The sequence below is a fragment of the Enterococcus pingfangensis genome (genome assembly GCF_005405205.1).
GTDB lineage: Bacteria > Bacillota > Bacilli > Lactobacillales > Enterococcaceae > Enterococcus_A > Enterococcus_A pingfangensis.
This window is the reverse complement of record NZ_BJDP01000011.1, coordinates 22020-45945: the sequence shown is the minus strand read 5'-3', so window position 1 is coordinate 45945 and position 23926 is coordinate 22020. Positions and strand designations below refer to the sequence as shown.

Here is a 23926-nt window from a genome sequence, read left to right as displayed (position 1 = left end):
GCGGGACAGGTTTTTTAGGCATTTTTCTGATCATGAGATTTTTTCTAATCTTTTTTTCTTGTTTTATAGTATACTTCTAATAAACATTATTAGGAGGACAAGTAATGATCAAAGTAGCGATTATTGGATATGGAAATTTAGGACGCGGTGTTGAACAAGCGTTGAAACAAAATCCGGATTTGGAATTAGTCGGTGTTTTCTCAAGAAGAAATCCAGAAACAGTTCAGACAGAAGGTGCACCCGTTTATGAATTAGATGAATTAGAAGCAAAAAAAGAAACAATCGATATATGTATTTTGTGCGGCGGCTCAGCAACCGATTTGCCCGTCCAAACACCAGCAATCACAAAGAATTTTAATACGATCGATAGTTTCGACACGCATGCGAAAGTTCCTGAACATTTTGCGAATGTCGATCAAGCAGCAAAAGAAAATCAAACAGTTTCGATTATTTCAACGGGCTGGGATCCGGGCTTGTTCAGTTTGAATCGTCTATACGCTCAAAGTATTTTACCAGAAGGCGAAACATATACTTTTTGGGGCAAAGGCGTGAGCCAAGGGCATTCAGATGCGTTAAGAAGAATCGAAGGCATTGCTGATGCAATCCAATACACGATCCCAAAAAATGACGTGATTGAAAGATTAAAAGCCGGCGAGAAAATGGAATTGACGACTCGCGATAAACATCTGCGGGAATGTTTCGTTGTTTTAGAAGCAGGTGCTGATCCTGACGCGATTAAAGAAGAAATCGTGACGATGCCGAACTATTTTGATGAATACGATACGATCGTTCATTTCATTTCAGCTGAAGAATTGAGACGTGATCACCATGCGATGCCCCATGGCGGAACGGTATTGCGGACAGGCACAACGAATGAAACTACGAAGCAAGTGATCGAATACAAGCTGCAATTAGAAAGCAATCCAGAGTTCACTGCCAGCGTGCTTGTTGCTTATGCTAGAGCTTGTGCTCGTTTAGCAAAAGAAAAACAATTCGGTGCGTTCACAGTATTAGACATTGCACCGAAATACTTGTCGCCGCTTGATGATGCAACTTTGAGAAAAGAATTGCTATAAAATTATGAAAAAGGACGTGTTCATGAATCGAGTGATGCGGTTCAGGTCACGTTACTAACGAGAAGACTTATCTGAGAAGATAAGTCTTTTTTTGTGCGATCCAACAATTCGATTATTCGATAAAATTATGGTAAATTTCAGATAAAATCCAAGTAATGATCGCAGAGGTGAACAGTATGGAAGCGACCGAAGATGAAATCGTCGAGCAACTCTACAATTTGATCATAAATCCCAATACACGAGAATGGGAGCGCTATTTATTAACTGCGGCAAAGAATGCGTTGACCGATCAAGCGAATTTCAAAGAACAGCTGGCGAAGCTGGAAGCAGAACTACGGCCATTAGCGTTGCGAAATAATTTGACACCAGATGTCGCGGACTTTTATCAAACGATCACTGGAAAAAAAGTGGTAGAGCATGTCGTAAAAGAAAAGCATTTTATCGGTGATCCGCTGCATCAAGAACGGGCGATTTTTGCGGGTGGCTGTTTCTGGTGTATGGTGGAACCATTTGAAAATCAGTCAGGAATTGTTTCTGTTTTGTCTGGTTATACTGGCGGAACGACGGAAGATCCTAGTTATGATCAAGTCAGTGGCGGGGATAGCGGTCATGTCGAAGCAGTAGAGATTATTTTTGACACGCGTGTTGTCAGCTATCGAGACTTGCTCGCTCTTTATTGGCAGATCACAGACCCAACGGATGCCTTAGGGCAATTTCAAGATCGCGGTATGCAGTATCGGCCAATTATTTTTACGACGAATGCCGAACAAAAAGCTGTTGCTGAAAAAACGAAACAAGCAGTGATCGATTCAGACAGATATAAGCAACCAATCGTTACAGAAATCAGACCGGCAGAGAAATTTTGGCCGGCTGAAAATTACCACCAAGCATTTTATAAAAAACAGCCGAAGCGTTATCGCGCGATCAAACGGGAACGGCGACAATTTTTAGCTTATCAGCATTTGGTGGGAAATATTCGGCAAAAAATGGCTCAAATCAAGCGGAATCCTAGCTAAAGGTATCTGGTTGACCAAGCGACATTTTTATTGGGAAGTTAATGGTAAAAAATAGAAAGATAAACAAACCAGTTTTTTTGATAAATGTTTGTATTCATGTTTCAAGACCGATATGATGGAGAAAAGATTATTTTATAAGGAGAATAAAAATGAAAAAGTTAAAAGTGGTTGTGGTGGCGGCATTAGCAATAATCCTGTTTGCCGGCTGTAAAAAAGAAACCCAGAAAGAATTTACAGCGGAGTTGGCAGAACAAAATAAAATGAACGCCGGAGAATATTCGATCGCGCTCAACAAGGTGTCGATTGAAGCTGAAAATGCTGATGCACCAACGCGGGCTTCGATGGAGATGGCCGCAAAAATGGTCAGCGGCACAAAAATCTCAGGCGACTATCTAAAAGATAGCAAGAAGGAACAACTTGAGATGACGATGGATTTTGATCTTTTAGGGCAGAAGATTCCAGTTGAATTTTTTATGAATGAAAAGAAACAAGAGTTGTATATGAATACGGTGATTTTGACAGAGATCATTGATATTGCAAAAGAATTTGATGCGGAAATTCCTATTGAAGCAAAAGACTTGGAACGCTTAGAAGGAAAATACATCCATGTAACCGAAGAAGATATGGAAGAAAGTGCCGCGGGAGATACGGCGGCTGACTCAATCAGCGGAAACTTGAATACAGAACTTTTCAGTGAGTACCTTGATACTTTAGCGCCTGAATCATTTGAGAAAAAAGAAGAGACTATCAAACGGACATTCACTAAAAAAGATATCCAAGGATTTATCAAATACGTCGAAGAAAACGGCAATAAAGATGAGAAAAAGACAGCCAAAGAACTGAAAGAAAGCTTGGATCAGTTGACTAAGTATGAACAGACAACAACTTTGAACACGCAAAAAAATACTCAAAAAACAACACTAAAACTTGCAGCTAAAAATGAGGATGTCACGGTTTCTGCTGATTTGACACTCAACAATCAAGCCAAGGAATCAAAGAAAAAAATCACGCTGCCAAAAGCGGCTGAGACAGTCTCGGTTAAAGAAATTGAAGAGATCTTTGCTTCTGCGCAAGAACAAAGCGCACTTGTTCCAGAAGAAGATTTCAACGATTTGCTAGATGTGATCAGAAGCGGCCAAGCACAGTTGACCCAAACTGAAATTGATCAAATCAAAGAGACATACAAACCCTATCTGACCGATGAACAATACAAACAACTTGAAGAAGCGTTAGAACAATCTGGGCAACTATCAGCCTAATCAAACGGACCGATCATTTAAAATGATCGGTCTTTTTTATACAGACTATTTTTTTCGTTGCATCAGATAGTTAAGTCCTTTATTTGACTATTTTACTTCATTGAATTATTGTAATGCAAAATCCTATGTGATTCAGTGAGAATAATTTTGTTTAGTATAGGAGGGAAAAATAATGGCTAAGACGTATACAATTAAAGAAGTAGCAGAAAAATTTGGTTTGACGATCTCTGCACTCCGCTTTTATGACAAGAAAGGACTATTACCTTTTGTTGCAAAAAATGATTCAGGTTACCGTGAATTTACTGAATCAGACTTGAATCTGATCCATACAGTTTGTTGTTTAAAAAATACCGGGATGCCGATCTATGAGATTAGACAATATATTGACTATTGTATGGACGGTTCTAAGACGATTCCTCAACGAAAAGCCCTGTTGCAAGCGCACAAAGCAGAAGTTTTACGTCAGCAAGCACAGCTGACAGAGAATTTAAAAGAGATCAATACTAAGATTGATCGTTATAATTCTCCTATAGCAAAAGAGCTGATCGATGCCCAAGTCGCTTTTGTAAAAAAAGAGAAAGCCGAATTGCAATTAGCAAATGGCTTTCGAGTCTAATCAAACATAGTCGAAATAGCGTGCCTATTAAAAATAGTTAGCAAAATGATCCGAATAAAAAGACACTGTACCTAATCAAAGTACAGTGTCTTTTTATTTATGCTAGCGCAGTTTTTCGTGATTTTAGAATATATTGGATTCCAGTATAGAAGATAATAACAATAACTAAATAAGTGACCATTGAAATATCTAAGTTCATCAAAAATTGTGAAGCGATGATTACACCGGGGATCCCGCCAATCGTGATTGCTAAAGCAATTTTTCTAGAGTAAGCTTTTTCACGAATAAAGTTGATACTTGCGACTGGTTGAAGCCCGGCGCAAGAACACATCATGATCGGAAACGCCGCCAGCGGTGTCATCCCTAACATATAGACCATTGCCATGCAGGGCGCATACAAACCAACGCCGACTGTCATCAAGGCGCCGAAGAAAAAGTTGCCGATGATCCCAATAACTAATTTTCCGCCAGTTAAGCCCATTGCTGTATTGCCTTTTCCTAATAAAGCGATGACTTCTGTCTGACGTAACAACATCAAAACAGCGGTGATCAAAAGTGCCCAACCGATCCATTTTTGGACTGCGGTCTCGGATAATTTTGTCACAAATTTAGAGCCGAACCAAGAACCAACGATCGCTGCGAGAATCAAGGAAATCAAAGTCACAGCATCGACTTTGATGACTGTGACGAAAATCACAGCTTCAGTCAAGACGGGAATCGCATGTCCAACATTTAGAATTCCCGGTAATTTTCGATCGTCTCTATTTTGTTTGGTGATATTCAACATCATCGTGGTAAGGGCAAAACTCCCGATCCCAATCGTATCTGCAAAATCAGCAATAAATCCAATAATCCCGCTAATCAGCCAACTTCCTGGTCCTAAATCATCGCGATGGGTCACAACATCGCGTACAAGCATGATCGCTTGAAAGATCATCAGACCAATCAAAACATAAAAAATAATCTGTGCCATAAATCCTCCCGTAAATCTTTTTTTCTAATTATACCAGTAAATAAAGTAGAAAGAACTATAAAATTGATTTTTTGTGATTGATTGAACTATTTAAAATAAATAAGTTTATTTAATTTAGAGATTAAAAAAGGATTGTAAAAATTTTTGACTGGCTAAGGAAAGCAGTGATTCACTGCGGTAAAGGATCCCGATTTTGCGAAAAACTGGATCGGCTAATGATTGAATCTCAACATGATAGGCGATCCGCTGTAAAATTAATTTCGGCAGCAAACTGAGCCCTAAATTTTTCTCTACCATTGCTAAAATCGAATAATCATCCCATGTTCGAAATTTAATTTGTGGTTGAACGTGAGCGTCTTTCAATAGCTCCGCAACATCTGAATTGCTTTCGCGTTCCAGTAAAATGAAAGGCTGGTCTTGCAAATCAGAGAGGAAGATTTTTTCTTTAGCTAAAAATGGATGTTCTTTTGGTAAAACGACCAGCTGTTCATCCGCATGCAGAAATCTTTGTTCCAAATTATGTGTTGCAGGTAACCGAGAAAAACCAAAATCAACGCGGCCAGCTAAAATCCACTGCTCAACTTCATCGTAGTCACCTAGTAATAACTCAAAATCAATTTTAGGATAAGCTATTTGGAATTTTTTGATTGCTTCTGGTAGCCAGTGAGTGGCAACGCTGGAGAAGGTTCCTATACGGATCAAGCCCGTATCTAAGTGACTAAGTTCCGCTAATTGGTTTTGTAACGTTTGATAGTTGTCTGCCAATTCTTTCGCGTAAGGCAAGACATTCATGCCGTCTGAAGTTAATCTGAGTCCTGCACGATTCCGTTCTAGTAAGACGATTCCCCATTCTTGTTCAAGGTCATTGATCATTCGGCTAATCCCTGATTGAGAATAATTTAAAATTTTGGCGGCTTTTGTGAAGCTGCCTAATTCTACAGTTTTGACAAAGGCGATGTATTTTTGAATGTTCATATCCATAGCCATTCCTCCTCCATCTGTTTTTATCATATTAAGTATGAAAAAAAATCGTTTTTTTAATCTTTGACTTTATGATAAATTACTGCTAATAACTAATCAATACAGAAAGTAGGAATGACTAATTTCCTTCGTTGGAAAACGTTAGTAGGAGAAGCTTCAATTGATTTTCATAATAAAGAATGCAAAAAAGGATGAGTAGAATGGTTTTTGTAAGTGAAATAGTTACATCTGTACCAACAGTTTACAGCACGCCTTTGCAAGAAAAAGTTTATCAAGTCTTGCAAGAATTAGAAATAGCATTTCAACGAGTGGCGACTGATGAAGTCATCACAATGGAAGATTGTCAGCAAATCAATGAGCGATTGGAAATGGAGATGGTGAAGACACTGTTTTTGTGCAACCGCCAAAAAACAAATTTTTATCTTTTTGTAACTCGCGGGGATAAAGCCTTCAAATCAAAAGATTTCAGTCAAGCATTAGAAATATCTCGCGTTTCATTTGCATCTCTCGAGCAGATGACCGAGATGTTAGGTACAAAAATCGGAGCAGCAACTATTTTCAGTACCTTGCTAAAAGAAGCGAGCAATGTTCAACTTGTACTTGATCAAGATGTCTGCGAGCAAGACTATTATGGCTGCAGTGATGGAACGACTACAGGCTATTTGAAATTAAGAACTGCAGATATTTTGCAAAAATTTTTACCTTATACAAAATGTCAGCCAAAAATTATTGAACGATAAAAAAGACGAGCGTACACTCGTCTTTTTGTCTACTCATTTAATTAGTGATCACTTCGATCAAGCAACAATTGATTAAATCCACAGAAGTTGTTTTGACCTTTAGAAATCTGATTCGATATAAACTTCTTCGCCAACGATTTCGTCATCAATGACATCTTTCCATTTTTCTGGATCGATTTCTTTGAAAGATACGGAAACGACATTTGGTTCGCACCCTAATTCTTTGACCACGAAGTCTTGTAGTTTGTCAGCAAAAGCTTGTTTTACCGCTTCTGAACGACCGGGATATAATTTAACTGATAAATGGGGCATGAGTGGTTCCTCCTTATTTTGATCTGATTTTATTAAATAAAAGTAAAAGCCAGCTTTTCGTTTAGGACCATTCTGTCCCGATTTTTTTTTCAAGTGCGCGCTCATAGATTTTTTGGGCGGTGACTAAATCTTGGGCGCCGATCCCAACGGTTTTGAAGACGATGATCTCTTCGTCGTTTTCTCGTCCGTTGATTTTTCCTAATAAAACTTCACCGATGTCGCCAGTGAAGTCAGCTTTCGTGATGGTCCCAGCGGCTAGCGGGATCAAAATATCGCCGGCTTCAGAGAGTACGGCTTCTTCTGAATCAAAATAGATTTTGCCTGCTCGTTCTAAAATCACAGGATCCATTTCTTGCATCTGCGGCTGATAAGAGCCGACACAGCTGACTGTGGCACCGGCTTTGACTTTACTGCCATCAAAAACAGGCGAGGTGGCGGGAGTGACCGTAATGATCAAATCAGCATCGCTGATGGCTTCATCGGAAGTCGCCTCTGGTAAAATCTGCGTACCATAATCTTTTAATTCTTCATTCATTTGGGCTGAAAATTCTTTTGTTCGCGCTTGATTTTGATCAAAAACATAAACGGTCTCTAATTTACGAGCGCAAACCATCGCTTCTAATTGCGTTGCGGCTTGTCCGCCGGTGCCAATCAATGCCCCTTTTTTCGCATCTTTGCGACCTAAAAGATCAAAAGCGACTCCTGATGCGGCGCCGGTTCGAAGTTGAGTGACCGTTACGCCATCTAACAAGGCATTGACATAACCAGTCTTGCCATCAACTAACAACACTTGAGCTGGCGCAGATGCTAAACCTTTATCAATATTGTCAGGAAAAATATTGATGATCTTCAGCGCTGCCGCGTCTAGATCAGGCGCATAAGAAGGCATGAACAAAAATGTCCCATTTTGTTTTTCTGAAACGATCTGTGTCCGCAAGGGTACCTCGGTTTTGCCTTCACTGAATAAACGGAAGGCGATCTTGTCCGCCTCAATAGCATCTTTCATAGTAAAAACTTGTTTGATATTCGCACGAGATAAAAGTAGCATAGAATCCTCCTCTATATTTATACTTCCACACCTAGAAGTATAAGCGATTGCATTACTGGTTTCAAAATAAATTCAGAAATAATTCTTTTGTTCGAGCGAATAATCTATTAAGCTAGAAAGAGAGCAAGAAAGGGACGTAGAAATGAGTGAGAGAACAATACATTTAATGGGGACCGTCATCAAACTTTGGATTGATCATCCACAAGCGGAAAAAATGTTGGACACTGCCGAAGAACATCTGCGAGATTTTGAGCAGCGGTTCAGCGCTAACGCGGCAGACTCAGAACTGATGGTAGTCAATCATCAGGCCGGGATCGCTCCAGTCAAAGTAGATGCAGAACTTTTTGAGTTGATTAAGATTGGCAAAAAACAGAGCTTAGTTTCAGATAGCTCATTAAATATCGCTATCGGTCCGTTGATTCAAGAGTGGCGGGTAGGGTTTGTTGACGCGAAGTATCCATCACCGGAAAAAATCCAAGAAAAACTGACTATGATCGACCCAACGGCTATCCAGCTGGATGAATTGAATCAAACCGTTTTTTTATCGCGACCTGGAATGTTACTGGATCTTGGCGCGTTGGCGAAAGGTTATTTTGCGGATAAGATTATCGCTGATTTTAAAGCTAGCGGAGCAAAAGCGGCGTTTATCGATCTGGGCGGTAACGTACTGACTTATGGACCAGCACCGCAGCGAGCAGATGGTCATTGGCGGATCGGGATTCAAAATCCATTTTTGCCGCGGGGAAACTATGTCGCTGTTGTCAAAACGCGAGACGAATCCGTGGTGACTTCCGGAATTTATGAACGTAAATTCGAATGGCAAGGACAAAGCTATCACCATATTTTTGACAGCAAGACAGGTTATCCGATTCAAACAGATCTAGCCAGCTTAACGATCGTTTCAAAAGAATCGTTGACCGGAGAAATTTGGACGACGCGCTTATTTGCTAAATCAGCGCAGGAAGTTTTAGCAGAATTGAATCAGCGGAAAGGAATTGACGGGATTATCATCACTACCGATCAGCGCTTGGCCTATAGTGAAGGGTTGAAAGGCAGGATCGAGATCTGATCAATAAGCGACTAGGAATTATTTAATAAAAAAATATAGTTAAACAACCGTGATGAAAAATATCACGGTTTTTTTATAGATATTATTTTTATTCGCTATTTTAACGGATAATTAAACTATCATAGTAATCAAATGGAACATTAATTGTTATTGAAAAAGACTATTTCTTTCGATATACTTTACTTTGAGAAAACCTTTACAAAGGGTCTGGAGGTGAAAGAAGTGTCAAAACGACTATGACTATGAAGCAAAATTTTGCTTAGAGTCTCTAAGCGAGTTCCGGCGGCCTTCTTTCTCTCAAAGTACGAAAAATGAATTTAAATTTTTTGAACGGCACCTACGAAAGCTGTTTATTTTTTTGTGCGGCAAAATGCGGATAGAAGAACACGTGAACTCATCAAGTCAATGCGCCAACTAAAAATTAACGGAAGAAGGATTTAGTAAATGAAAAGAATGAGCGGATTATTAGTGATTGTTTTAGCAATGTTTGCAGTAGTATTAACGGGCTGTCAAAAAAATGAAGCCAAAGAAGATCGCGCGGAAGCGGATATCGATTGGCAAATGATCGCCCCTGAGAAGATGAAAACGGTTTTGGAAAATGATGATCCGGCTGACTATCAAATCATTGATATTCAACCAGAAGCAGATTATGCCAAAGGTCATTTGCCAAACTCAATCAGTGTACCGGCCTATCCAGTTGATACGGAAAAATTAGAAAAACTAGTTGTTGATAATGCTGATCAATTTAAAGAAGGCGACAATCCAATCTATGTTGTCTGCCCTGGCGGCGGCGGCGGTGCTAAACGGACAATTTCACTGCTGATCGATGAAGGTGTGGATGAATCACGGCTATTTATCGTTGAAAATGGCGCGAAAAAATGGCCTTATAAAGACGATCAAAAACTTTGGGTAACCGAGTAATCCATTTTGGGTGTGACAAAAAGTCACACCTTTTTTTATTAGCAGTCATATTTTTTTTTTTTAGAACAAACTGTAAAATTTTAAAAGTCTTTTTTTAGTTGGGAGGAAGTCTTGCGCTCTTCGTTTGCCGGCTAAGTAAAATCTTCCAAAATTTAAGGGATAAGCGAATGAAAACAGTTGCATTTTAGTTAGATTTCAGGTTTAATAAGACACCACGAAAAAAATCTAAAGGAGCGAACGCACATGGAAACACGGTTATTTCCTTCTATCGCATATGACAATGCGAAAGAAGCGCTAGCGTATTATGAAGAGGTTTTTGGAGCAACAGATATTCATCGTCTATCACCGACAGCAGAACAAGCGGGTCAAATGGGAATCCCTGAAAGTACGGATTTGGACACAGTTACGGTCCACGCAACTTTCAATGTATTAGGAGTAGAGATCCAAGCAGGTGATTCATTTGGCGCAGACACAAGCGCAACAGATAAAATTTCTTTGATGATCAGTGTAAACAGCGAAGATACTGAAAGTATGACAGCGGCAGATGCTTTCTACGAAAGACTGACAGAATCAAATGAAGTTACGATCGTTTTGCCTTATGAAGATCAATTTTGGGGCGGAAAACTTGGGCAATTCAAAGATAAATATGGAATCAACTGGATGCTGCATGCCCAACCTTGGTCACAATTTTAGAAAAAATGATCTCACATTACATTTAAAGTAGTGTGGGATTTTTTTAGCCTCAAAAAGTGTAATCAACTCCCTTAAAAATTGATTGCAGAAAAGAAATTGGTCCTAAAAATTTTTTGAAAGGTGCCCTCGATCTTCGAATCAGTTTTTCTAACATAAGATTATCGCAATCTGTTCGGCAGACTTTTGCTAAGACCGATCGTTTTCACTTTTACTATCGGGTATAATGGAGGGAGAATATTTCTTAGAGGAGGGTGTATGGAAAAAGCAAATCAAATCAAACTGAATCTGCAATATATCAGCATGCAAGTTCCTTATTGGATGGGTTATTCGGTGTTGGGGACTTTCACTTCGGTTTTTTTGCTGTCACGAGATTTTACGAATGGCCAAATAGGGATGATCCTATCGTTGGCAAACGTATTGGCGGCGATCCTGCAACCTTTTTTAGCATCATTTGCTGATCGAATGGTACGAATCCATCTGTCGCAGTTGACGGCAGGGATGGCGGTACTGTTAGTGCTGTTTTCAAGTATTTTGCTAGTAGTCCCAAAAGTTCTTTTGGTCGTGGCGTTTATCTATGTTTTATTGTATGCTTGCCTCGTCCTTTTGCAGCCGATGACAATAGCTATCGGGACTTTTTTTATCAGTCGCGGCTATGGCTTAAATTTTGGCGTGGCACGCGGTCTAGGATCATTGGCGTTCGCAGCTGCAACGGCGGTAACCGGCTTGTTGATCGAACGTTTTTCATCAACGATCATTTTGTATTTATTGATCGGTATTTTTTTATTTTTCACAATTATGACAGTAATGATCGATACTCGGCAGCATAGTGGTAAATATTCAGACTCGTTAGGAACAAAACATCTCCAAGCAACGCAGGAAGAACCGATCGGATTATTCGCATTTTCTAAACAATATAAACGCTTTATGTTTTTGTTAGTTGGCGTTTCTTTGTTATTTGTTTTTCATACGATCATCAACAGCTACATGTTCCAAATCGTACAACCATTAGGCGGAACAGAAGTCAATGTGGGTTCTTCTTTATCGATTGCGGCGCTGTGCGAGCTGCCGACGATGTTTTTCTTTTCTTGGCTGCTGCGCCGGTTCAGAATCCATTCATTGCTGCGGATCGCCGCTTTCTTTTTCTCAGTCAAAGCGGTATTGATTTTATTTGCTGGCAATATTTTTTTGATCAATGTGGCACAGAGTTTGCAAATGGTCGGATTTGCGCTCCACACAATGGCTTCGGTCTATTATACGAATCAAATCATTCCGCAAAAAGATTTAGTCAAAGGCCAGACTTTGATGGCGACAGCCAATACGTTTGGCGGTATCGTCGGTTCTTTTGTCGGCGGTCAGATGCTGAGTCTTTTATCGGTTTCTGCAATGTTGTTGATTGGAACAGTGATCTCGATTGCTGGGACATTGATCGTCTGGTTATCAGTAGAAAAAACGAGCTGATCAATTGTGCAGCGAAGGTTTTAATGGCTGTCTTTGGCTTTCTGATCAGTGATCGGGTAAAATAAAAAAAGAAGTCATACAGTTTGCTTAACTAGTTGAGAACAAAACTGCAGTATAAGAAATTATCAATCGAAGGAGTGGGACAAATGACAAATCATAATGAAAAAGATCGCCGTTTGCGTGGTTCAATGGCACCAAAAACAGAAGAAGATGTCGCTTTAGCTGGCACAAACTCCAGTGAAACAGAAAACAAGTCGGAAGCGTTAGCTGGCAGTAATTCCAGTGAACCTAAAGAAGTCGCCCGCTCTGGCTCAAATTCGGTGGAAAAAGAAGAGGCACATCCTTCGCTGAAAGAAGAAGCAAAAAAGATCATCCAAGAGCTTGAAGATAAATTTGATCCAAAGAAATAAGAAATGAGTTAATTTATGAATAATAGTTTAGAGATTTATGAATATTGGTATCCGCGAAGTTACGGATTAGACGACTATCCAACGGAATGTCATGTGACGTATTCAGGTGCAGAACGCAAAGCTTTATTTGAAGAATTGACTGTCTCGCAACAACAGCTGGTCAATCAGCAAAGAAAATATGAAGTCCGTTCGTTATTTTTGCAAAAACAATATTTGCAGGCATCCGATTGGGAATTCGTGGCTTTGAATATTGATGACGAATTCGAACGAGGTGTTCATAGTCAATTGAAATGTGCTTGCGGGCGCCCGCTGAAATATCAATTCGTGATCGAATCAAAAATCAAACAGCAAGAAATTCGGTTAGGCATCCAACATTTTAAAGATCATTTAGGGATCTCCCAGCAAGTGGCTGAAGAGATCAAAAAAGGCGTCGCGCATGTAGATTTGGCGTTAGATGAACTGCTGTGGTTGAGTAAGCAGGGGTTCTCATTTCCCGAAGACTTATGGCAGCGTTACGTGTTTGCTTATTATCGGAATAATACGTTGCGCCGACCACTTGCTTTGAACCATCAATTGGCGGAACGAGCTGTGCACTTCCGTGCGGCCCAAATGCCGTTATTCATCGGTGACTACTTGAGCATCGTTACGGAGATCAATCAAGTCGATCGTGAAGTTTTTGAGGGGAATGAAAGAAACTTTTTAGCAGATAAAAAAGTTTTTGAAGCCTATTTAGAGGACTTTCACCAAGATATCCAAGCGCCAATCTATGTGGAGCAAAAATTCTGGGAGCGCAAGCTGACTGATTTTATTCAGTTGGAACGCTATGGGACTGAAACATACCAAGCGGCTAAGCAACGCTACTTTGATGATCTGCTTTCTTTCTTGCTGGTGTTGAAAAAAAATAAAGCGGAGCGCAAGATCCACAGCTTTAAACTTTTTCATCAGAAAAAATATGGCAACGAAGAATTAGCAGCGTTTATTATCGAGAAATATCAACAATACCAGTTTACACAAAATTTTTTCCTGGCGATTCCTAAGGTTTATCGCGTAGGTATCAAAAAAGCGATCCAGCGCAAACAGAAAAAATAAAAATACCGACTGCCATCAGTTTCTGGCAGTCGGTATTTTTATTTGAGCTTATAACGTAAAACGGTTTTCTGTTTAGCCGGTTCGATTTTTCGCGGATCTGAAAGATAGATCTCTCGATGGATGTATTGGCCCATCGTAGTAGTTGATTGCAACTGTTCTTTTGCCATAAACTCATGCATTTTAGCAAAAGTTGCGGCTTCATCGTCGTAAGGACCGAGATGAGTCGTTTGGATGACACGACCTTCTTCATATTCGACAAAATCAGCTTGTTTGATATAGGGATTTTGCTTTTTTTTGAAAGCTGGTTCAATCACCGCTAAGAAATCTTCTTTTGTCAGACGATCTGGCTGGCGGATCATGATTTGATAGATCAGCTCATCTTTATTAAGGGGACCATCACCAGGATCTTTTTCAGAAGTCCAAACGCCTTCTAAAGGATAAACTGTGTATTCAAACGGCTCGCCTAGTTCGCCTTTTTTGAGTTTCATCCGCAAAGCATAGGACAAAATATAAAGCGCACTGACTCGTTCGCTAAAGTGTTCGTTATTTGGATCGCCATGACCGGATAACGAAATGAACTTATAATTTGGGATCGTTTGGATCTCGATTTTTTTTGGCAAATAGATTTGCTTTTCGGCTTTGCGCCATTCATATTTCATCTGTATGCTCCTAATTGAAACTAAATTTTTGGGGCCAACGTTTTGATTGGACTGTTTATGGTTTGATATAAGCATACCCTGCTGCTTGCAATTCAATCAAGTCTAAGACGCCAGATGGTACGACAACAACGTTTTTGGGTAATTGTGCTTGTGGGATTTGGTTTGCCCGCAGCGCATTGCCGCAAGCGTGAAAAGTTACCCGGTCCATTGCGATAAATGCCTGATTCTCAGGCGCCAAATAACCATTAATCGCTTTTCCGTTAACTAAAACAATAATAGTTATTTCGTGAGGTTCTTTCAATAAGTTTTTGACATTATTGGCTGTCTCGGACCATTTTTCTAATTCATCAATATGGAAAACAACATTCATTTCTGCACCTTATTTCTTAATGATCATGTTGATTGCTTGTTCTAATTTTTTTGCCTGTTCCGCAGGATTTTCCGCAGGATGTTCAAAACAGTTTTTTAAATTGTCTGCCACGATCATTCCCATTACTCGATCGATGCTGGAACGGACTGCACTTAATTGAGTGATAACGTCGATACATTCTTTTTCGTCTTCAATCATTTTTTGGACTCCGCGAATTTGTCCTTCTGTTCGTTTCAAACGATTAAGAATTTTTTTCTCTTCAATAACCATTGATAGTGACTCCTTTAGATCGATTTATGAAGAATATACCTAGTCAGGGTATGTTTCGTCAAGTGGCGCGCTTTTTGTTATAATTAATTGCAAACAGAACAATTGACAGGGATTTATTTTTTATGATAAAAATACCCTGATAGGTATTTTAGATAATCAAAAGGAGTGTAAAGCATGTTCAACTTATTTCAAAAGATCCCATCTATTTCTACCGAAGAACTAGCTGGAAAACTAAATGATCCAATTACTTTATTAGATGTTCGAAAGCCTGAAGAATACCGTAAAGGGCATATTGCCAAGGCAATAAATCAGCCGTTTAATAAAATTGCTGAGTATCGAGGCAAAGAAAAGGAACTTTATGTGATTTGTACAGCCGGAGTAAACAGTAAAAAGGCCGCGAAGATCTTAAAAGAAAAAGGCTATGACGTGATCAATGTACGTGGCGGAATGAATCAATGGCAGGGCCCGGTCAAAGGAGGAAAATAAAATGAAAATCGTTATTGTAGGCGGTGTTGCAGGCGGAATGTCAGCAGCTACGCGATTACGACGCTTGATGGAAGATGCTGAGATCGTCGTATTAGAAAAAGGACCCTTTGTTTCTTTTGCTAATTGTGGCTTGCCATATTATGTTTCTGGCGAGATTGCTGAGCGCGAAGCGTTGTTAGTTCAAACGCCGGCATCTTTAAAAGCCCGTTTTGCGCTTGACGTCCGTCCTTTCCACGAAGTTACAAGTATTTCACCGGAAAAGAAAACCGTAACAGTCAAAAATGAACAAGGAATTTTTGAAGAAAGTTATGACAAATTGATTTTATCACCTGGGGCAAAACCGTTGATTCCAGAAATGACAGGGCTAGCGGAGGCAGAGAATGTTTACAGCTTGCGGAATGTTCCGGATTTGGATCAGATCATGCAAGCTTTAGAAAATAAACCCGCCAAGGCAACGGTGATCGGTGCAGGATTTATTGGTCTTGAGATGGCTGAAAATTTAAAAGCCCGTGGCTTAGAAGTAACGGTGATTGAAAAAGCGCCGCATGTTTTACCGCCATTGGATGAAGAAATGGCCGCCTTTGTTCAAAATGAATTGATCAAAAAAGGCGTTCGAGTGATCACTGGCGAATCTGCTCAAAGTTTCAGCGAACAAGGCAAGCGTATCAAATTGACGAATGGAGAAGAAGTGTACTCTGATTTAACACTCCTTTCTGTCGGTGTCCGTCCGGAAAATATGCTCGCTAAACAAGCTGGATTAGCAACCGGTTTAGGCGGCGGGATCGTAGTAGATGAACAATATCGAACGAGTGAGCCGGATATTTTTGCAGTGGGTGATGCGATCGTCGTTAAGCAGCAAGTCAGCGGCGAAGATGCGTTGATTGCGTTGGCTTCACCAGCGAATCGTCAAGGTCGGCAAGTTGCGGATGTCATTTCCGGACTGAAACGAACGAATCGCGGAAGTATCGGGACAGCGATCGTACGTGTCTTTGATTTAGTCGCGGCTGCGACTGGATTGAGCGAACGCGCAGTCAAACAATTAGGTTTAAATTATCAAGTCGTTCATATTGCTGGAAAAAGTCACGCGGGGTATTATCCTGGAGCAAGTGAACTGACGTTAAAATTAGTTTTTGATCCGGAACAAGGAACGATTTTTGGTGCTCAAGGTGTCGGGGCAGAAGGTGTAGACAAACGAATCGATATTTTAGCGACAGCGATCAAAGGCGGGTTGACGATTTTTGATTTGCCTGAATTGGAATTTACTTATGCGCCACCGTTCGGTTCTGCTAAAGATCCAGTCAATATGCTAGGGTATGCGGCGATCAATTTAGCAGAAGGCATCAGCGAATCGATCCAGTGGCATCAATTAAAAGAAGAACAGAAAAAAGGCAGCCAATTATTAGATGTTCGTAATCCTGGCGAGTTAGCTCAAGGACGGTTTCCAGATGCGATCAATCTTCCGCTCAATCAACTACGTGAAAGAATCACTGAATTGGATCCGAACCAAGAGTATTTGGTCAGCTGTCATAGCGGTTTGAGAAGTTATGTTGCTGAACGTATCTTAAAACAAAATGGTTTCCACGTAAAAAATTTAGACGGCGCCTTCGCCTTATACAAAACAGTCAGACCGGAGGAGCTTTTGTATGAATAGTTCGATCACGATGGCCGACTTTTATCAGTTAACTAAGCAAAAAATGGTAGCGATCATCGATGTGCGTGAAGCTTATGAATACCAAATGGGACATATTCCTCATGCAACAAATCTTCCTTTGAGCCGGTTGGGTGCGGATAAGCTTGAGCTCGATACTGAAAAAGAGTTTTATCTAGTCTGCCAATCGGGTGCTCGTTCAGAAAATGCCTGTAGCTTTTTAGCCAGCCAAGGCTATAACGTCATCAACGTTTTAGGCGGAACCGCCGCTTGGCCGGGAGAATTAAGCCGCTGATAGTCAGTTGTGTTTGAAAGAAGTTGCAACAGAAGTAGCAGTTGCAAAAAAATAAGAAGGAATTTACGAAAATCACTGCTCGAATTTTTGTGAACGGTTGGCTTATTTCTTGAAGCTACTTCGCATCGTTTATTTGGAAAAAGTGGGTGTGACAAGATTTTTGTTACGTCCACTTTTTTTGCTAAAGGCAGAAACAGTCGATTTTTGTTTAAGCAGCAAAAAAATAAAAAATGTTACTATAAAGGTATCAATAAAAAAGGAAGTGTGGACATGATTGAATTAAAAAAATTAGCAAATATGGTGGATCACACATTATTAAAAGCTGATGCGACAAAAGAAGGATTTGAACGTCTTTGCAAAGAAGCGGATGATTATGGATTCAAAATGGTAGCAATCAATTCTTATCCCGTCGCGCTGTGTCGGAAATTTTTGAAAGACAGTCCGGTTCACGTAGGTGCTGCCATTGGATTTCCTTTAGGCCAGACGACGATCGCAACAAAAGTGTTTGAAGTCAAAGATGCTATCGAAAATGGTGCGGATGAAATCGACTATGTCATCAATATCGGTAAATTGAAAGATGGCGATCAGGACTATATTCGTGAAGAGATGAAAGCAATCGTGAATGTTTCGCGCGAAAATGGAATCATTAGCAAAGTCATTTTAGAAAACTGCTATTTAACGGATGAAGAAAAGATCACTGTTTGCGAAATCGCCAAGGAAGTAAAACCTGATTTTGTTAAAACTTCGACTGGCTTTGGGACAGGCGGTGCCACAGTTGAAGATGTCGCGTTGATGAAAAAAATCGTAGACGATGAGGTGAAAGTCAAAGCAGCCGGCGGCATTCGTGATTTGGCTACAGCACTGAAGATGATCGAAGCAGGAGCGGAACGCTTAGGAACCAGTTCTGGAATCAAAATAGTAGAAGAGTACAAGAAACTGCAAAAACTATCGTAAATGAGAGGTTGTTTTCTTTTAAACTATTCAGTTGGTTTGAAGAAAAAACTTTAGCAAGAATGTGATTTAAATTGATCCAAGGTTTTTAACGCTATTAGCTCTTCAGATTAATGTTCGTGTTTCACTAAGTTTGTATATTATTGTTTACTTATTATCGTGTTTATTATATGATTATCCTCGTTGTTTGGAAAAAATGCTATTATTTTACGAACATTTTAGATTATAGGGGGAGTATCATGAAAGGGAAAATAAATTCCTATTTTGAACTTGATAAATTAAACACAACAGTAAAAAGAGAAATTCTGGCAGGCTTCACTACATTTATTTCAATGGCGTACATTCTTTTTGTAAATCCTAGCGTACTAGGTGCCTCAGGAATGGATGAAGGAGCCGTCTTTACTGCCACCGCATTAGCTAGTGCATTAGGTTGTGTCCTGATGGGCGTATTGGCGCGCTATCCGATTGCGACGGCACCCGCATTAGGGATCAATGCCTTTTTTGCCTATTCGGTTTGTATCGGGATGGGTATTCGTTGGGAAACAGCTTTAGCTGGAGTATTTGTAGCATCGCTGATTTTTATTGTGATTACTATTTTTAAATTACGCGAAATGATCATCGATGCGATCCCAGCCGATTTGAAATATGCGATATCTGGCGGGATTGGTTTATTTATCGCGTTTTTAGGTTTGAGTGAAGGTGGCATCATCGTCGCTGATAAATCGACTTTAGTCGGTTTAGGTTCAATGACTGGAACAACTTGGCTGACTGTTTTTGGTTTGATCGTGACCGCGATCTTGCTAGTACGGCGAGTGCCGGGCGGAATTTTTATCGGGATGGTCGCTACGACTTTATTAGGTTTAGTTACTGGGCTGATCCAAGCGCCGACACAAATCATTTCCGCTGCTCCCAGTTTGAAACCAACTTTCTTAGTTGCGTTAAAACATGTGAAAGATATCAATACACTACAATTATGGGTCGTTGTTCTAACGTTTTTATTAGTGACTTTCTTTGATACTGCGGGGACATTGGTTGGACTAGCCAATCAAGCCGGCTTCATGAAAGACAATAAAATGCCGCGAGTGGGAAAAGCGTTGGCTTCTGATTCTACGGCGATGTTGGCTGGCTCATTATTTGGGACATCACCAGTTGGTGCTTATGTAGAATCTTCAGCTGGAATCGCAGTTGGCGGACGTTCTGGTTTGACCGCGATCACTACCGGAGTATTCTTTATCTTTGGATTGTTCTTCTCACCGTTGTTATCAGTTGTTACTTCACAAGTTACGGCACCTGCCTTGATCGTAGTTGGTGTATTAATGGCACAATCATTGCGTCAAATTAAATGGGATCAATTGGAAATCGCGATTCCTTCATTTTTAATTTTGATCGGTATGCCGTTGACCTATAGTATTTCGGACGGAATTGCACTAGGTTTTATCTTTTATCCGATCACGATGGTTGCTGCTAAACGCGGAAAAGAAGTTTCACCGATCATGTATGGACTGTTCTTCGTCTTTATCGGCTTTATGTGGATCTTGAATGTATAATAAATCTTGAGTGGCCAGCTGTTCATTTTCAATAGAAGATGGGCAGCTTTTTTTATTATTGGATAAAATAATTTTTCCGTGATATTAAAGATTTTATCATGTGTTTTTAAGAAGTTGTATCGTAAATTGATTTAAAAATAATTTTATATTATAACTGACCCGTATGTTTTTGTTTTAATAGATGAAATTTTATTTATAATTGATTTTGATAATAGGAGGAATCTATTAGTAGGAGGCAACATAAATCAGAAAATTGTTGTGATGTAGGACTATGAAGGAGGATAAATGCGTGCAATTACTGCTTTTGACTAAGGTTCCGTTGTATGAAGAAAATTTTGAACGGCAATTGAAGCAATTAGGAAATGAAGTTTATTGTTCCAGTAATATAATGACGGCGTTAAAAAAAGGTGCTTGTGATAAGAATTTTCTCAATCAGTTTGAAGGGATCATTTTTAGTGAGACGCTTTATGATATGGAAACGCAAGAAATAATGAAACAACTATCTCAAGAGAATATCAAGTTTTTCCGCCGCTCAACAGAAAGCAAGTGTGACGAAATCCCTTGTGCTCCTTTTGATGCATGGATCCCACTAGATTCAAGTCTTGGGCAGCTGCGGGAAATTTTATTGGTTGCTGAACTGACTAGTTTAGCGAATAAAGATGCCGCACATGTGCAGCAAGTTGCGGTCAAACAAAAATTATCTGAACTGAGCTTGAAATTAAAGCAAAAAGAAATCGTTTATTATTTGATCCAAGCCGGCGAACGTACAGTTCCGCGGGAAGAAATCAGTCAGCAGATTTGGGAAAAAGCACCGACAAAATCCGTTTTAGCGAGCCTTTCAAAAGTTGTTTCCAAAGTTAACGAGAAATTGGAAAATGAGTTTGGGGATGAAGCGATCCAAACTGTCTGGGGCCAAGGTTATCGCTTAAATAAAAAGTTTTTCGATTATTTGGAAAACGACCTTGTTGAGCAAGAAGCTATCCCGTGCCAATCTTTAATAAATATATAGGGATTCAAGTTTAAAAATAAGATTGTTTCTATATATTTGAGCTTTTTTTGATAAAGCACTCAAGCTTTATATGAGGTTGTGACAAGATTTTTGTCACAACTTTTTTTTAGCTGTATTTCTAAGGAGGTTGCTAGCAAAAAACGGATTATTTTGATGACTAGCCGGTGAATCGTGCGAGCAGAGTTTAAGGATTGTTTAAAATCACGGAGTCGAAAATTCAGCGTTACTACTAATTATAAGCGAAATCAAGGAGTGATGAGAGAAGAGAACGCTCAAATAGCGTGCTGTATCAGTCGCTGTTTTTTAACTTGTTTGGATCAGAAAAATCTATCTCTTAGTAAGTGAAACTTCTCTCAAGTAGACGAGCTCATTCTCGATTACGTTATCTGTTATAGTAAAAAATAGAACAGCTGTCGTTAAATAATGGTCATTATTTTAAAGGGATTTGGTTAAATGAGAGTTTAAAAAAGCACTTTCTTAAAACGGTTACTTTTGTTATAATCACTTTAATTAATTTGACGAAGGAGTGCACAGATGGAAACTAAAACAATCAACAAAACGACAGAACAGACAAACAATCCTTGGGAAGGTTTTAACGAAGGCCGTTGGCAACATGAGGTCAACACACTGGACTTTATCAAACGCAACTACACAGAATATAAAGGCGATGACAGCTTTTTAGAAGGGGCTGCACCAAGTACTGAAAAATTATGGGAAAAACTGCAAGAACTTTTTGAAGTTCAACATAAGAAAAATGGTGTCTACGATATGGACACGGACGTTCCTGCAACCATCACTTCACATGAACCTGGTTACTTGATCAAAGAAGAAGAAAAAATCGTTGGTTTGCAAACAGATGTACCGTTGAAACAAGCATTCATGCCTTTTGGCGGGATCAATATGGCGAACAAAGCGTTGGAATCAAATGGTTATGAAGTAGATGATGAAATGTCATTTATCTTTAACAAATGGCGCAAAACACACAACCAAGGTGTTTTTGATGCGTATACGGATGAAATGCGTCTAGCTCGTAAAAATAAAATCATTACGGGTCTGCCTGATGCTTACGGACGTGGTCGAATCATCGGCGATTATCGTCGTGTTGCATTATACGGAATCGATTACTTAATGAAAGAAAAGAAAAAAGATTGGAAAAATGTCGGCAGTAAAGTGATGACAAACGACGTGATCCAATTGCGTGAAGAAGTTTCTGAACAATATCGTGCGTTAGCAGATATGAAGGAAATGGCTGCAAGCTACGGCTGTGATATTTCAAAACCTGCTAGCGATGCACAAGAAGCGATCCAATGGTTATACTTTGGCTACCTTGCAGCGATCAAATCGCAAAATGGTGCCGCAATGTCGATTGGCCGGATCTCCGCTTTCTTAGATGTTTATATCCAACGTGATTTAAACCGTGGATTGATCACAGAATTTGAAGCGCAAGAAATGATCGATCACTTGATCATGAAATTACGGATGGTGAAATTTGCGCGTACACCGGAATACAATCAATTATTCTCTGGTTATCCAATTTGGGCGACATTGTCATTAGCAGGAATGAACATGGACGGCTCTTCATTAGTTACAAAGAACGATTTCCGGATCTTGCACACATTGACCAACATGGGCCCTTCACCAGAACCGAATTTAACTGTTTTATATTCATCACATTTACCAGAAGGCTTCCGGACTTACGCAGCGAAAGTTGCTAAACAAAGTTCTTCGATCCAATTGGAAAATGATGATCTATTACGTCAATACTGGGGTTCGGATGACTCAGCGATTGCTTGCTGTGTTTCTGCGACAGTGATCGGAAAAGATATGCAATTCTTCGGTGCACGTGCTAACTTAGCTAAAGCCGTTCTTTACGCGATCAACGGCGGCGTTGACGAAATGACGAAGATGCAAGTAGGTCCGCGCTTCCGTCCATTAGAAGGCGACAGCATTGATTTCAATCAATTTATGGACAGCTATAAAGATGTTTTAGACTGGTTAGCTGAACTTTACGTAAATACATTGAATGTAATCCATTATATGCATGATAAATATGCGTATGAAGCACCGCAATTAGCATTGATGGATACAGAGTTGAAACGGACGTTTGCAACTGGGATCGCTGGGATCTCCCATGCGACGGATTCATTGATGGCGATCAAACACGGAAACGTAAAAGTAATTCGTGATGAAGATGGCTTAGCTGTAGACTACATTCCACAAAATGAATTTCCAACTTACGGAAATGATGACGATGAAGCCGACGAAATGGCAAACTGGATTCTTGAATACTTCATGACCCAAATCAAACGTCAGCATACGTATCGTGAGTCAACACCGACATTGTCATTGTTGACGATCACATCGAATGTCGTTTACGGAAAAAATACAGGGAACACTCCTGACGGACGTCGGGCAGGCAAACCGTTAGCACCAGGTGCCAACCCAAGTTACCAAGACGGGAAATACTTAGGCGAGAAAAATGGCTTGTTGGCTTCATTGAATTCAACTGCTAAATTGAATTATGCTTGTGCACAAGACGGAATCTCTGACACGCAAACTATCAATCCAGGTGCTTTAGGACGGACTGACGATGAAGCGATGCAAGTAGAGAATTTGCGTCATGTCTTAGACGGTTACTTTGATCGCGGCGGCTATCACTTGAACGTCAATGTTTTTGGTCGTGAATTGTTAGAAGAAATGGATAAAGATATCGACAATCCTAAATACGCCAACTTCACGATTCGTGTATCAGGTTACGCAGTAAAATTCCGTGACTTGACTCCTGAACAACGTCGCGACGTTATTTCACGGACAGACCATACAAAAATGTAAAAAATGCTTTTGTTTCTAAATAAACTAAAAGATCCTGAGACTCTTCGATGAGTGTCAGGATCTTTTTTTTTCATGCTTCGTTTAAGAGGACGTGATAAAAAATTCCCCCCAAAAACGAGAAGCCGCTTCAAGAAATAAACCAAAATATCACAAAATTTGAAAAGCAATTTCCGAAAATTTTTTCTTGTTTCTTGAAGC

Annotated in this window: 25 protein-coding genes; 18 read left to right on the top strand and 7 right to left on the bottom strand. The window is 39.8% G+C overall.

Going from position 1 to position 23926, the window contains the following annotated elements:
- Positions 1 to 104: 104 nt before the first annotated feature.
- The 4 genes from FFM63_RS07905 (at position 105) to FFM63_RS07890 (ending at position 3967) form a co-directional block, all read left to right on the top strand.
- Positions 105 to 1076 carry a diaminopimelate dehydrogenase gene (locus FFM63_RS07905; RefSeq protein ID WP_137609764.1) on the top strand — a complete coding sequence of 324 codons (972 nt, stop codon included), beginning with the start codon at positions 105 to 107 and terminating at the stop codon, positions 1074 to 1076.
- Between the two features lie 176 nt (positions 1077 to 1252).
- On the top strand, positions 1253 to 2092 hold the full coding sequence (gene msrA, locus FFM63_RS07900) for a peptide-methionine (S)-S-oxide reductase MsrA (RefSeq protein ID WP_137609763.1): 840 nt from the start codon (positions 1253 to 1255) through the stop codon (positions 2090 to 2092).
- A gap of 149 nt (positions 2093 to 2241) precedes the next feature.
- Positions 2242 to 3351, top strand: a complete 1110-nt coding sequence (locus FFM63_RS07895; RefSeq protein ID WP_137609762.1) for a hypothetical protein — start codon at positions 2242 to 2244, stop codon at positions 3349 to 3351.
- Between the two features lie 172 nt (positions 3352 to 3523).
- On the top strand, positions 3524 to 3967 hold the full coding sequence (locus FFM63_RS07890) for a MerR family transcriptional regulator (RefSeq protein ID WP_137609761.1): 444 nt from the start codon (positions 3524 to 3526) through the stop codon (positions 3965 to 3967).
- A 97-nt stretch (positions 3968 to 4064) separates the two neighbouring features.
- Here the strand turns inward: FFM63_RS07890 and FFM63_RS07885 are convergent, their stop codons facing one another.
- Together FFM63_RS07885 and FFM63_RS07880 are read right to left on the bottom strand one after the other, a co-directional pair.
- Positions 4065 to 4940, bottom strand: a complete 876-nt coding sequence (locus tag FFM63_RS07885) for a sulfite exporter TauE/SafE family protein (protein WP_137609760.1) — start codon at positions 4938 to 4940, stop codon at positions 4065 to 4067.
- Positions 4941 to 5054: 114 nt separating this feature from the next.
- Positions 5055 to 5921, bottom strand: coding sequence for a LysR family transcriptional regulator (locus FFM63_RS07880; RefSeq protein ID WP_137609759.1), 867 nt, complete (start codon positions 5919 to 5921; stop codon positions 5055 to 5057).
- Between the two features lie 200 nt (positions 5922 to 6121).
- Between FFM63_RS07880 and FFM63_RS07875 the strand changes: the two genes are divergently transcribed.
- Entirely contained in the window at positions 6122 to 6661 is a 540-nt protein-coding gene (locus tag FFM63_RS07875) for a prolyl-tRNA synthetase associated domain-containing protein (protein ID WP_137609758.1), read from the top strand.
- A gap of 99 nt (positions 6662 to 6760) precedes the next feature.
- Here FFM63_RS07875 and FFM63_RS07870 read toward each other — a convergent pair whose 3' ends face one another.
- Positions 6761 to 6973, bottom strand: a complete 213-nt coding sequence (locus FFM63_RS07870; RefSeq protein ID WP_137609757.1) for a tautomerase family protein — start codon at positions 6971 to 6973, stop codon at positions 6761 to 6763.
- 61 nt (positions 6974 to 7034) lie between these two features.
- On the bottom strand, positions 7035 to 8021 hold the full coding sequence (locus tag FFM63_RS07865; protein WP_137609756.1) for an ornithine cyclodeaminase family protein: 987 nt from the start codon (positions 8019 to 8021) through the stop codon (positions 7035 to 7037).
- 142 nt (positions 8022 to 8163) lie between these two features.
- Between FFM63_RS07865 and FFM63_RS07860 the strand changes: the two genes are divergently transcribed.
- The 6 genes from FFM63_RS07860 to FFM63_RS07835 all read left to right on the top strand — a co-directional run bounded on the left by FFM63_RS07860 (position 8164) and on the right by FFM63_RS07835 (position 13661).
- Positions 8164 to 9090: an FAD:protein FMN transferase gene (locus FFM63_RS07860; RefSeq protein ID WP_137609755.1), complete on the top strand. Its 927-nt coding sequence runs from the start codon at positions 8164 to 8166 to the stop codon at positions 9088 to 9090.
- 444 nt (positions 9091 to 9534) lie between these two features.
- Complete coding sequence (locus FFM63_RS07855; RefSeq protein WP_137609754.1) at positions 9535 to 10011, top strand: rhodanese-like domain-containing protein; 477 nt, start codon at positions 9535 to 9537, stop codon at positions 10009 to 10011.
- Positions 10012 to 10254: 243 nt separating this feature from the next.
- Positions 10255 to 10704, top strand: coding sequence for a VOC family protein (locus FFM63_RS07850; RefSeq protein WP_137609753.1), 450 nt, complete (start codon positions 10255 to 10257; stop codon positions 10702 to 10704).
- Positions 10705 to 10959: 255 nt separating this feature from the next.
- Complete coding sequence (locus tag FFM63_RS07845; RefSeq protein WP_137609752.1) at positions 10960 to 12162, top strand: MFS transporter; 1203 nt, start codon at positions 10960 to 10962, stop codon at positions 12160 to 12162.
- A gap of 146 nt (positions 12163 to 12308) precedes the next feature.
- On the top strand, positions 12309 to 12572 hold the full coding sequence (locus FFM63_RS07840) for an rRNA processing protein (RefSeq protein ID WP_137609751.1): 264 nt from the start codon (positions 12309 to 12311) through the stop codon (positions 12570 to 12572).
- 15 nt (positions 12573 to 12587) lie between these two features.
- A complete protein-coding gene (locus FFM63_RS07835; RefSeq protein ID WP_137609750.1) occupies positions 12588 to 13661 on the top strand; it encodes a hypothetical protein in 1074 nt (357 codons plus the stop codon).
- Positions 13662 to 13699: 38 nt separating this feature from the next.
- Here FFM63_RS07835 and FFM63_RS07830 read toward each other — a convergent pair whose 3' ends face one another.
- The 3 genes from FFM63_RS07830 to FFM63_RS07820 are packed head-to-tail and all read right to left on the bottom strand — an operon-like array spanning position 13700 to position 14960.
- Positions 13700 to 14320, bottom strand: a complete 621-nt coding sequence (locus FFM63_RS07830; RefSeq protein WP_137609749.1) for a GyrI-like domain-containing protein — start codon at positions 14318 to 14320, stop codon at positions 13700 to 13702.
- Positions 14321 to 14375: 55 nt separating this feature from the next.
- Positions 14376 to 14690, bottom strand: coding sequence for a DsrE family protein (locus FFM63_RS07825; protein WP_137609748.1), 315 nt, complete (start codon positions 14688 to 14690; stop codon positions 14376 to 14378).
- Positions 14691 to 14699: 9 nt separating this feature from the next.
- Positions 14700 to 14960, bottom strand: a complete 261-nt coding sequence (locus tag FFM63_RS07820; protein ID WP_137609747.1) for a metal-sensitive transcriptional regulator — start codon at positions 14958 to 14960, stop codon at positions 14700 to 14702.
- Between the two features lie 174 nt (positions 14961 to 15134).
- Between FFM63_RS07820 and FFM63_RS07815 the strand changes: the two genes are divergently transcribed.
- The 7 genes from FFM63_RS07815 (at position 15135) to pflB (ending at position 23728) form a co-directional block, all read left to right on the top strand.
- A complete protein-coding gene (locus FFM63_RS07815) occupies positions 15135 to 15446 on the top strand; it encodes a rhodanese-like domain-containing protein (protein WP_137609746.1) in 312 nt (103 codons plus the stop codon).
- A 1-nt stretch (position 15447) separates the two neighbouring features.
- Positions 15448 to 17097: an FAD-dependent oxidoreductase gene (locus FFM63_RS07810; RefSeq protein ID WP_137609745.1), complete on the top strand. Its 1650-nt coding sequence runs from the start codon at positions 15448 to 15450 to the stop codon at positions 17095 to 17097.
- A complete protein-coding gene (locus tag FFM63_RS07805) occupies positions 17090 to 17389 on the top strand; it encodes a rhodanese-like domain-containing protein (RefSeq protein ID WP_137609744.1) in 300 nt (99 codons plus the stop codon). The genes FFM63_RS07810 and FFM63_RS07805 overlap by 8 nt, the downstream gene beginning before the upstream one ends.
- A gap of 270 nt (positions 17390 to 17659) precedes the next feature.
- Complete coding sequence (gene deoC / locus FFM63_RS07795) at positions 17660 to 18343, top strand: deoxyribose-phosphate aldolase (protein ID WP_137609742.1); 684 nt, start codon at positions 17660 to 17662, stop codon at positions 18341 to 18343.
- Between the two features lie 236 nt (positions 18344 to 18579).
- On the top strand, positions 18580 to 19887 hold the full coding sequence (locus FFM63_RS07790; RefSeq protein WP_137609741.1) for an NCS2 family permease: 1308 nt from the start codon (positions 18580 to 18582) through the stop codon (positions 19885 to 19887).
- Positions 19888 to 20176: 289 nt separating this feature from the next.
- Positions 20177 to 20896, top strand: coding sequence for a helix-turn-helix domain-containing protein (locus tag FFM63_RS07785; RefSeq protein WP_137609740.1), 720 nt, complete (start codon positions 20177 to 20179; stop codon positions 20894 to 20896).
- Positions 20897 to 21430: 534 nt separating this feature from the next.
- Complete coding sequence (gene pflB, locus FFM63_RS07780; RefSeq protein WP_137609739.1) at positions 21431 to 23728, top strand: formate C-acetyltransferase; 2298 nt, start codon at positions 21431 to 21433, stop codon at positions 23726 to 23728.
- The last annotated feature ends 198 nt before the right edge of the window (positions 23729 to 23926 follow it).

Excerpts from the sequence above, each read along its gene's own strand:
- FFM63_RS07790 (WP_137609741.1), top strand. The coding sequence starts at position 18,580 with ATGAAAGGGAAAATAAATTCCTATTTTGAACTTGATAAATTAAACACA.
- FFM63_RS07850 (WP_137609753.1), top strand. The coding sequence starts at position 10,255 with ATGGAAACACGGTTATTTCCTTCTATCGCATATGACAATGCGAAAGAA.
- FFM63_RS07865 (WP_137609756.1), bottom strand. The coding sequence starts at position 8,021 with ATGCTACTTTTATCTCGTGCGAATATCAAACAAGTTTTTACTATGAAA.
- FFM63_RS07885 (WP_137609760.1), bottom strand. The coding sequence starts at position 4,940 with ATGGCACAGATTATTTTTTATGTTTTGATTGGTCTGATGATCTTTCAA.
- FFM63_RS07895 (WP_137609762.1), top strand. The coding sequence starts at position 2,242 with ATGAAAAAGTTAAAAGTGGTTGTGGTGGCGGCATTAGCAATAATCCTG.
- FFM63_RS07890 (WP_137609761.1), top strand. The coding sequence starts at position 3,524 with ATGGCTAAGACGTATACAATTAAAGAAGTAGCAGAAAAATTTGGTTTG.
- FFM63_RS07870 (WP_137609757.1), bottom strand. The coding sequence starts at position 6,973 with ATGCCCCATTTATCAGTTAAATTATATCCCGGTCGTTCAGAAGCGGTA.
- FFM63_RS07810 (WP_137609745.1), top strand. The coding sequence starts at position 15,448 with ATGAAAATCGTTATTGTAGGCGGTGTTGCAGGCGGAATGTCAGCAGCT.
- deoC (WP_137609742.1), top strand. The coding sequence starts at position 17,660 with ATGATTGAATTAAAAAAATTAGCAAATATGGTGGATCACACATTATTA.
- FFM63_RS07860 (WP_137609755.1), top strand. The coding sequence starts at position 8,164 with ATGAGTGAGAGAACAATACATTTAATGGGGACCGTCATCAAACTTTGG.
- FFM63_RS07875 (WP_137609758.1), top strand. The coding sequence starts at position 6,122 with ATGGTTTTTGTAAGTGAAATAGTTACATCTGTACCAACAGTTTACAGC.
- FFM63_RS07825 (WP_137609748.1), bottom strand. The coding sequence starts at position 14,690 with ATGAATGTTGTTTTCCATATTGATGAATTAGAAAAATGGTCCGAGACA.
- msrA (WP_137609763.1), top strand. The coding sequence starts at position 1,253 with ATGGAAGCGACCGAAGATGAAATCGTCGAGCAACTCTACAATTTGATC.
- FFM63_RS07830 (WP_137609749.1), bottom strand. The coding sequence starts at position 14,320 with ATGAAATATGAATGGCGCAAAGCCGAAAAGCAAATCTATTTGCCAAAA.
- FFM63_RS07840 (WP_137609751.1), top strand. The coding sequence starts at position 12,309 with ATGACAAATCATAATGAAAAAGATCGCCGTTTGCGTGGTTCAATGGCA.
- FFM63_RS07905 (WP_137609764.1), top strand. The coding sequence starts at position 105 with ATGATCAAAGTAGCGATTATTGGATATGGAAATTTAGGACGCGGTGTT.
- FFM63_RS07805 (WP_137609744.1), top strand. The coding sequence starts at position 17,090 with ATGAATAGTTCGATCACGATGGCCGACTTTTATCAGTTAACTAAGCAA.
- FFM63_RS07835 (WP_137609750.1), top strand. The coding sequence starts at position 12,588 with ATGAATAATAGTTTAGAGATTTATGAATATTGGTATCCGCGAAGTTAC.
- FFM63_RS07845 (WP_137609752.1), top strand. The coding sequence starts at position 10,960 with ATGGAAAAAGCAAATCAAATCAAACTGAATCTGCAATATATCAGCATG.
- FFM63_RS07820 (WP_137609747.1), bottom strand. The coding sequence starts at position 14,960 with ATGGTTATTGAAGAGAAAAAAATTCTTAATCGTTTGAAACGAACAGAA.
- FFM63_RS07880 (WP_137609759.1), bottom strand. The coding sequence starts at position 5,921 with ATGGATATGAACATTCAAAAATACATCGCCTTTGTCAAAACTGTAGAA.
- pflB (WP_137609739.1), top strand. The coding sequence starts at position 21,431 with ATGGAAACTAAAACAATCAACAAAACGACAGAACAGACAAACAATCCT.
- FFM63_RS07855 (WP_137609754.1), top strand. The coding sequence starts at position 9,535 with ATGAAAAGAATGAGCGGATTATTAGTGATTGTTTTAGCAATGTTTGCA.
- FFM63_RS07815 (WP_137609746.1), top strand. The coding sequence starts at position 15,135 with ATGTTCAACTTATTTCAAAAGATCCCATCTATTTCTACCGAAGAACTA.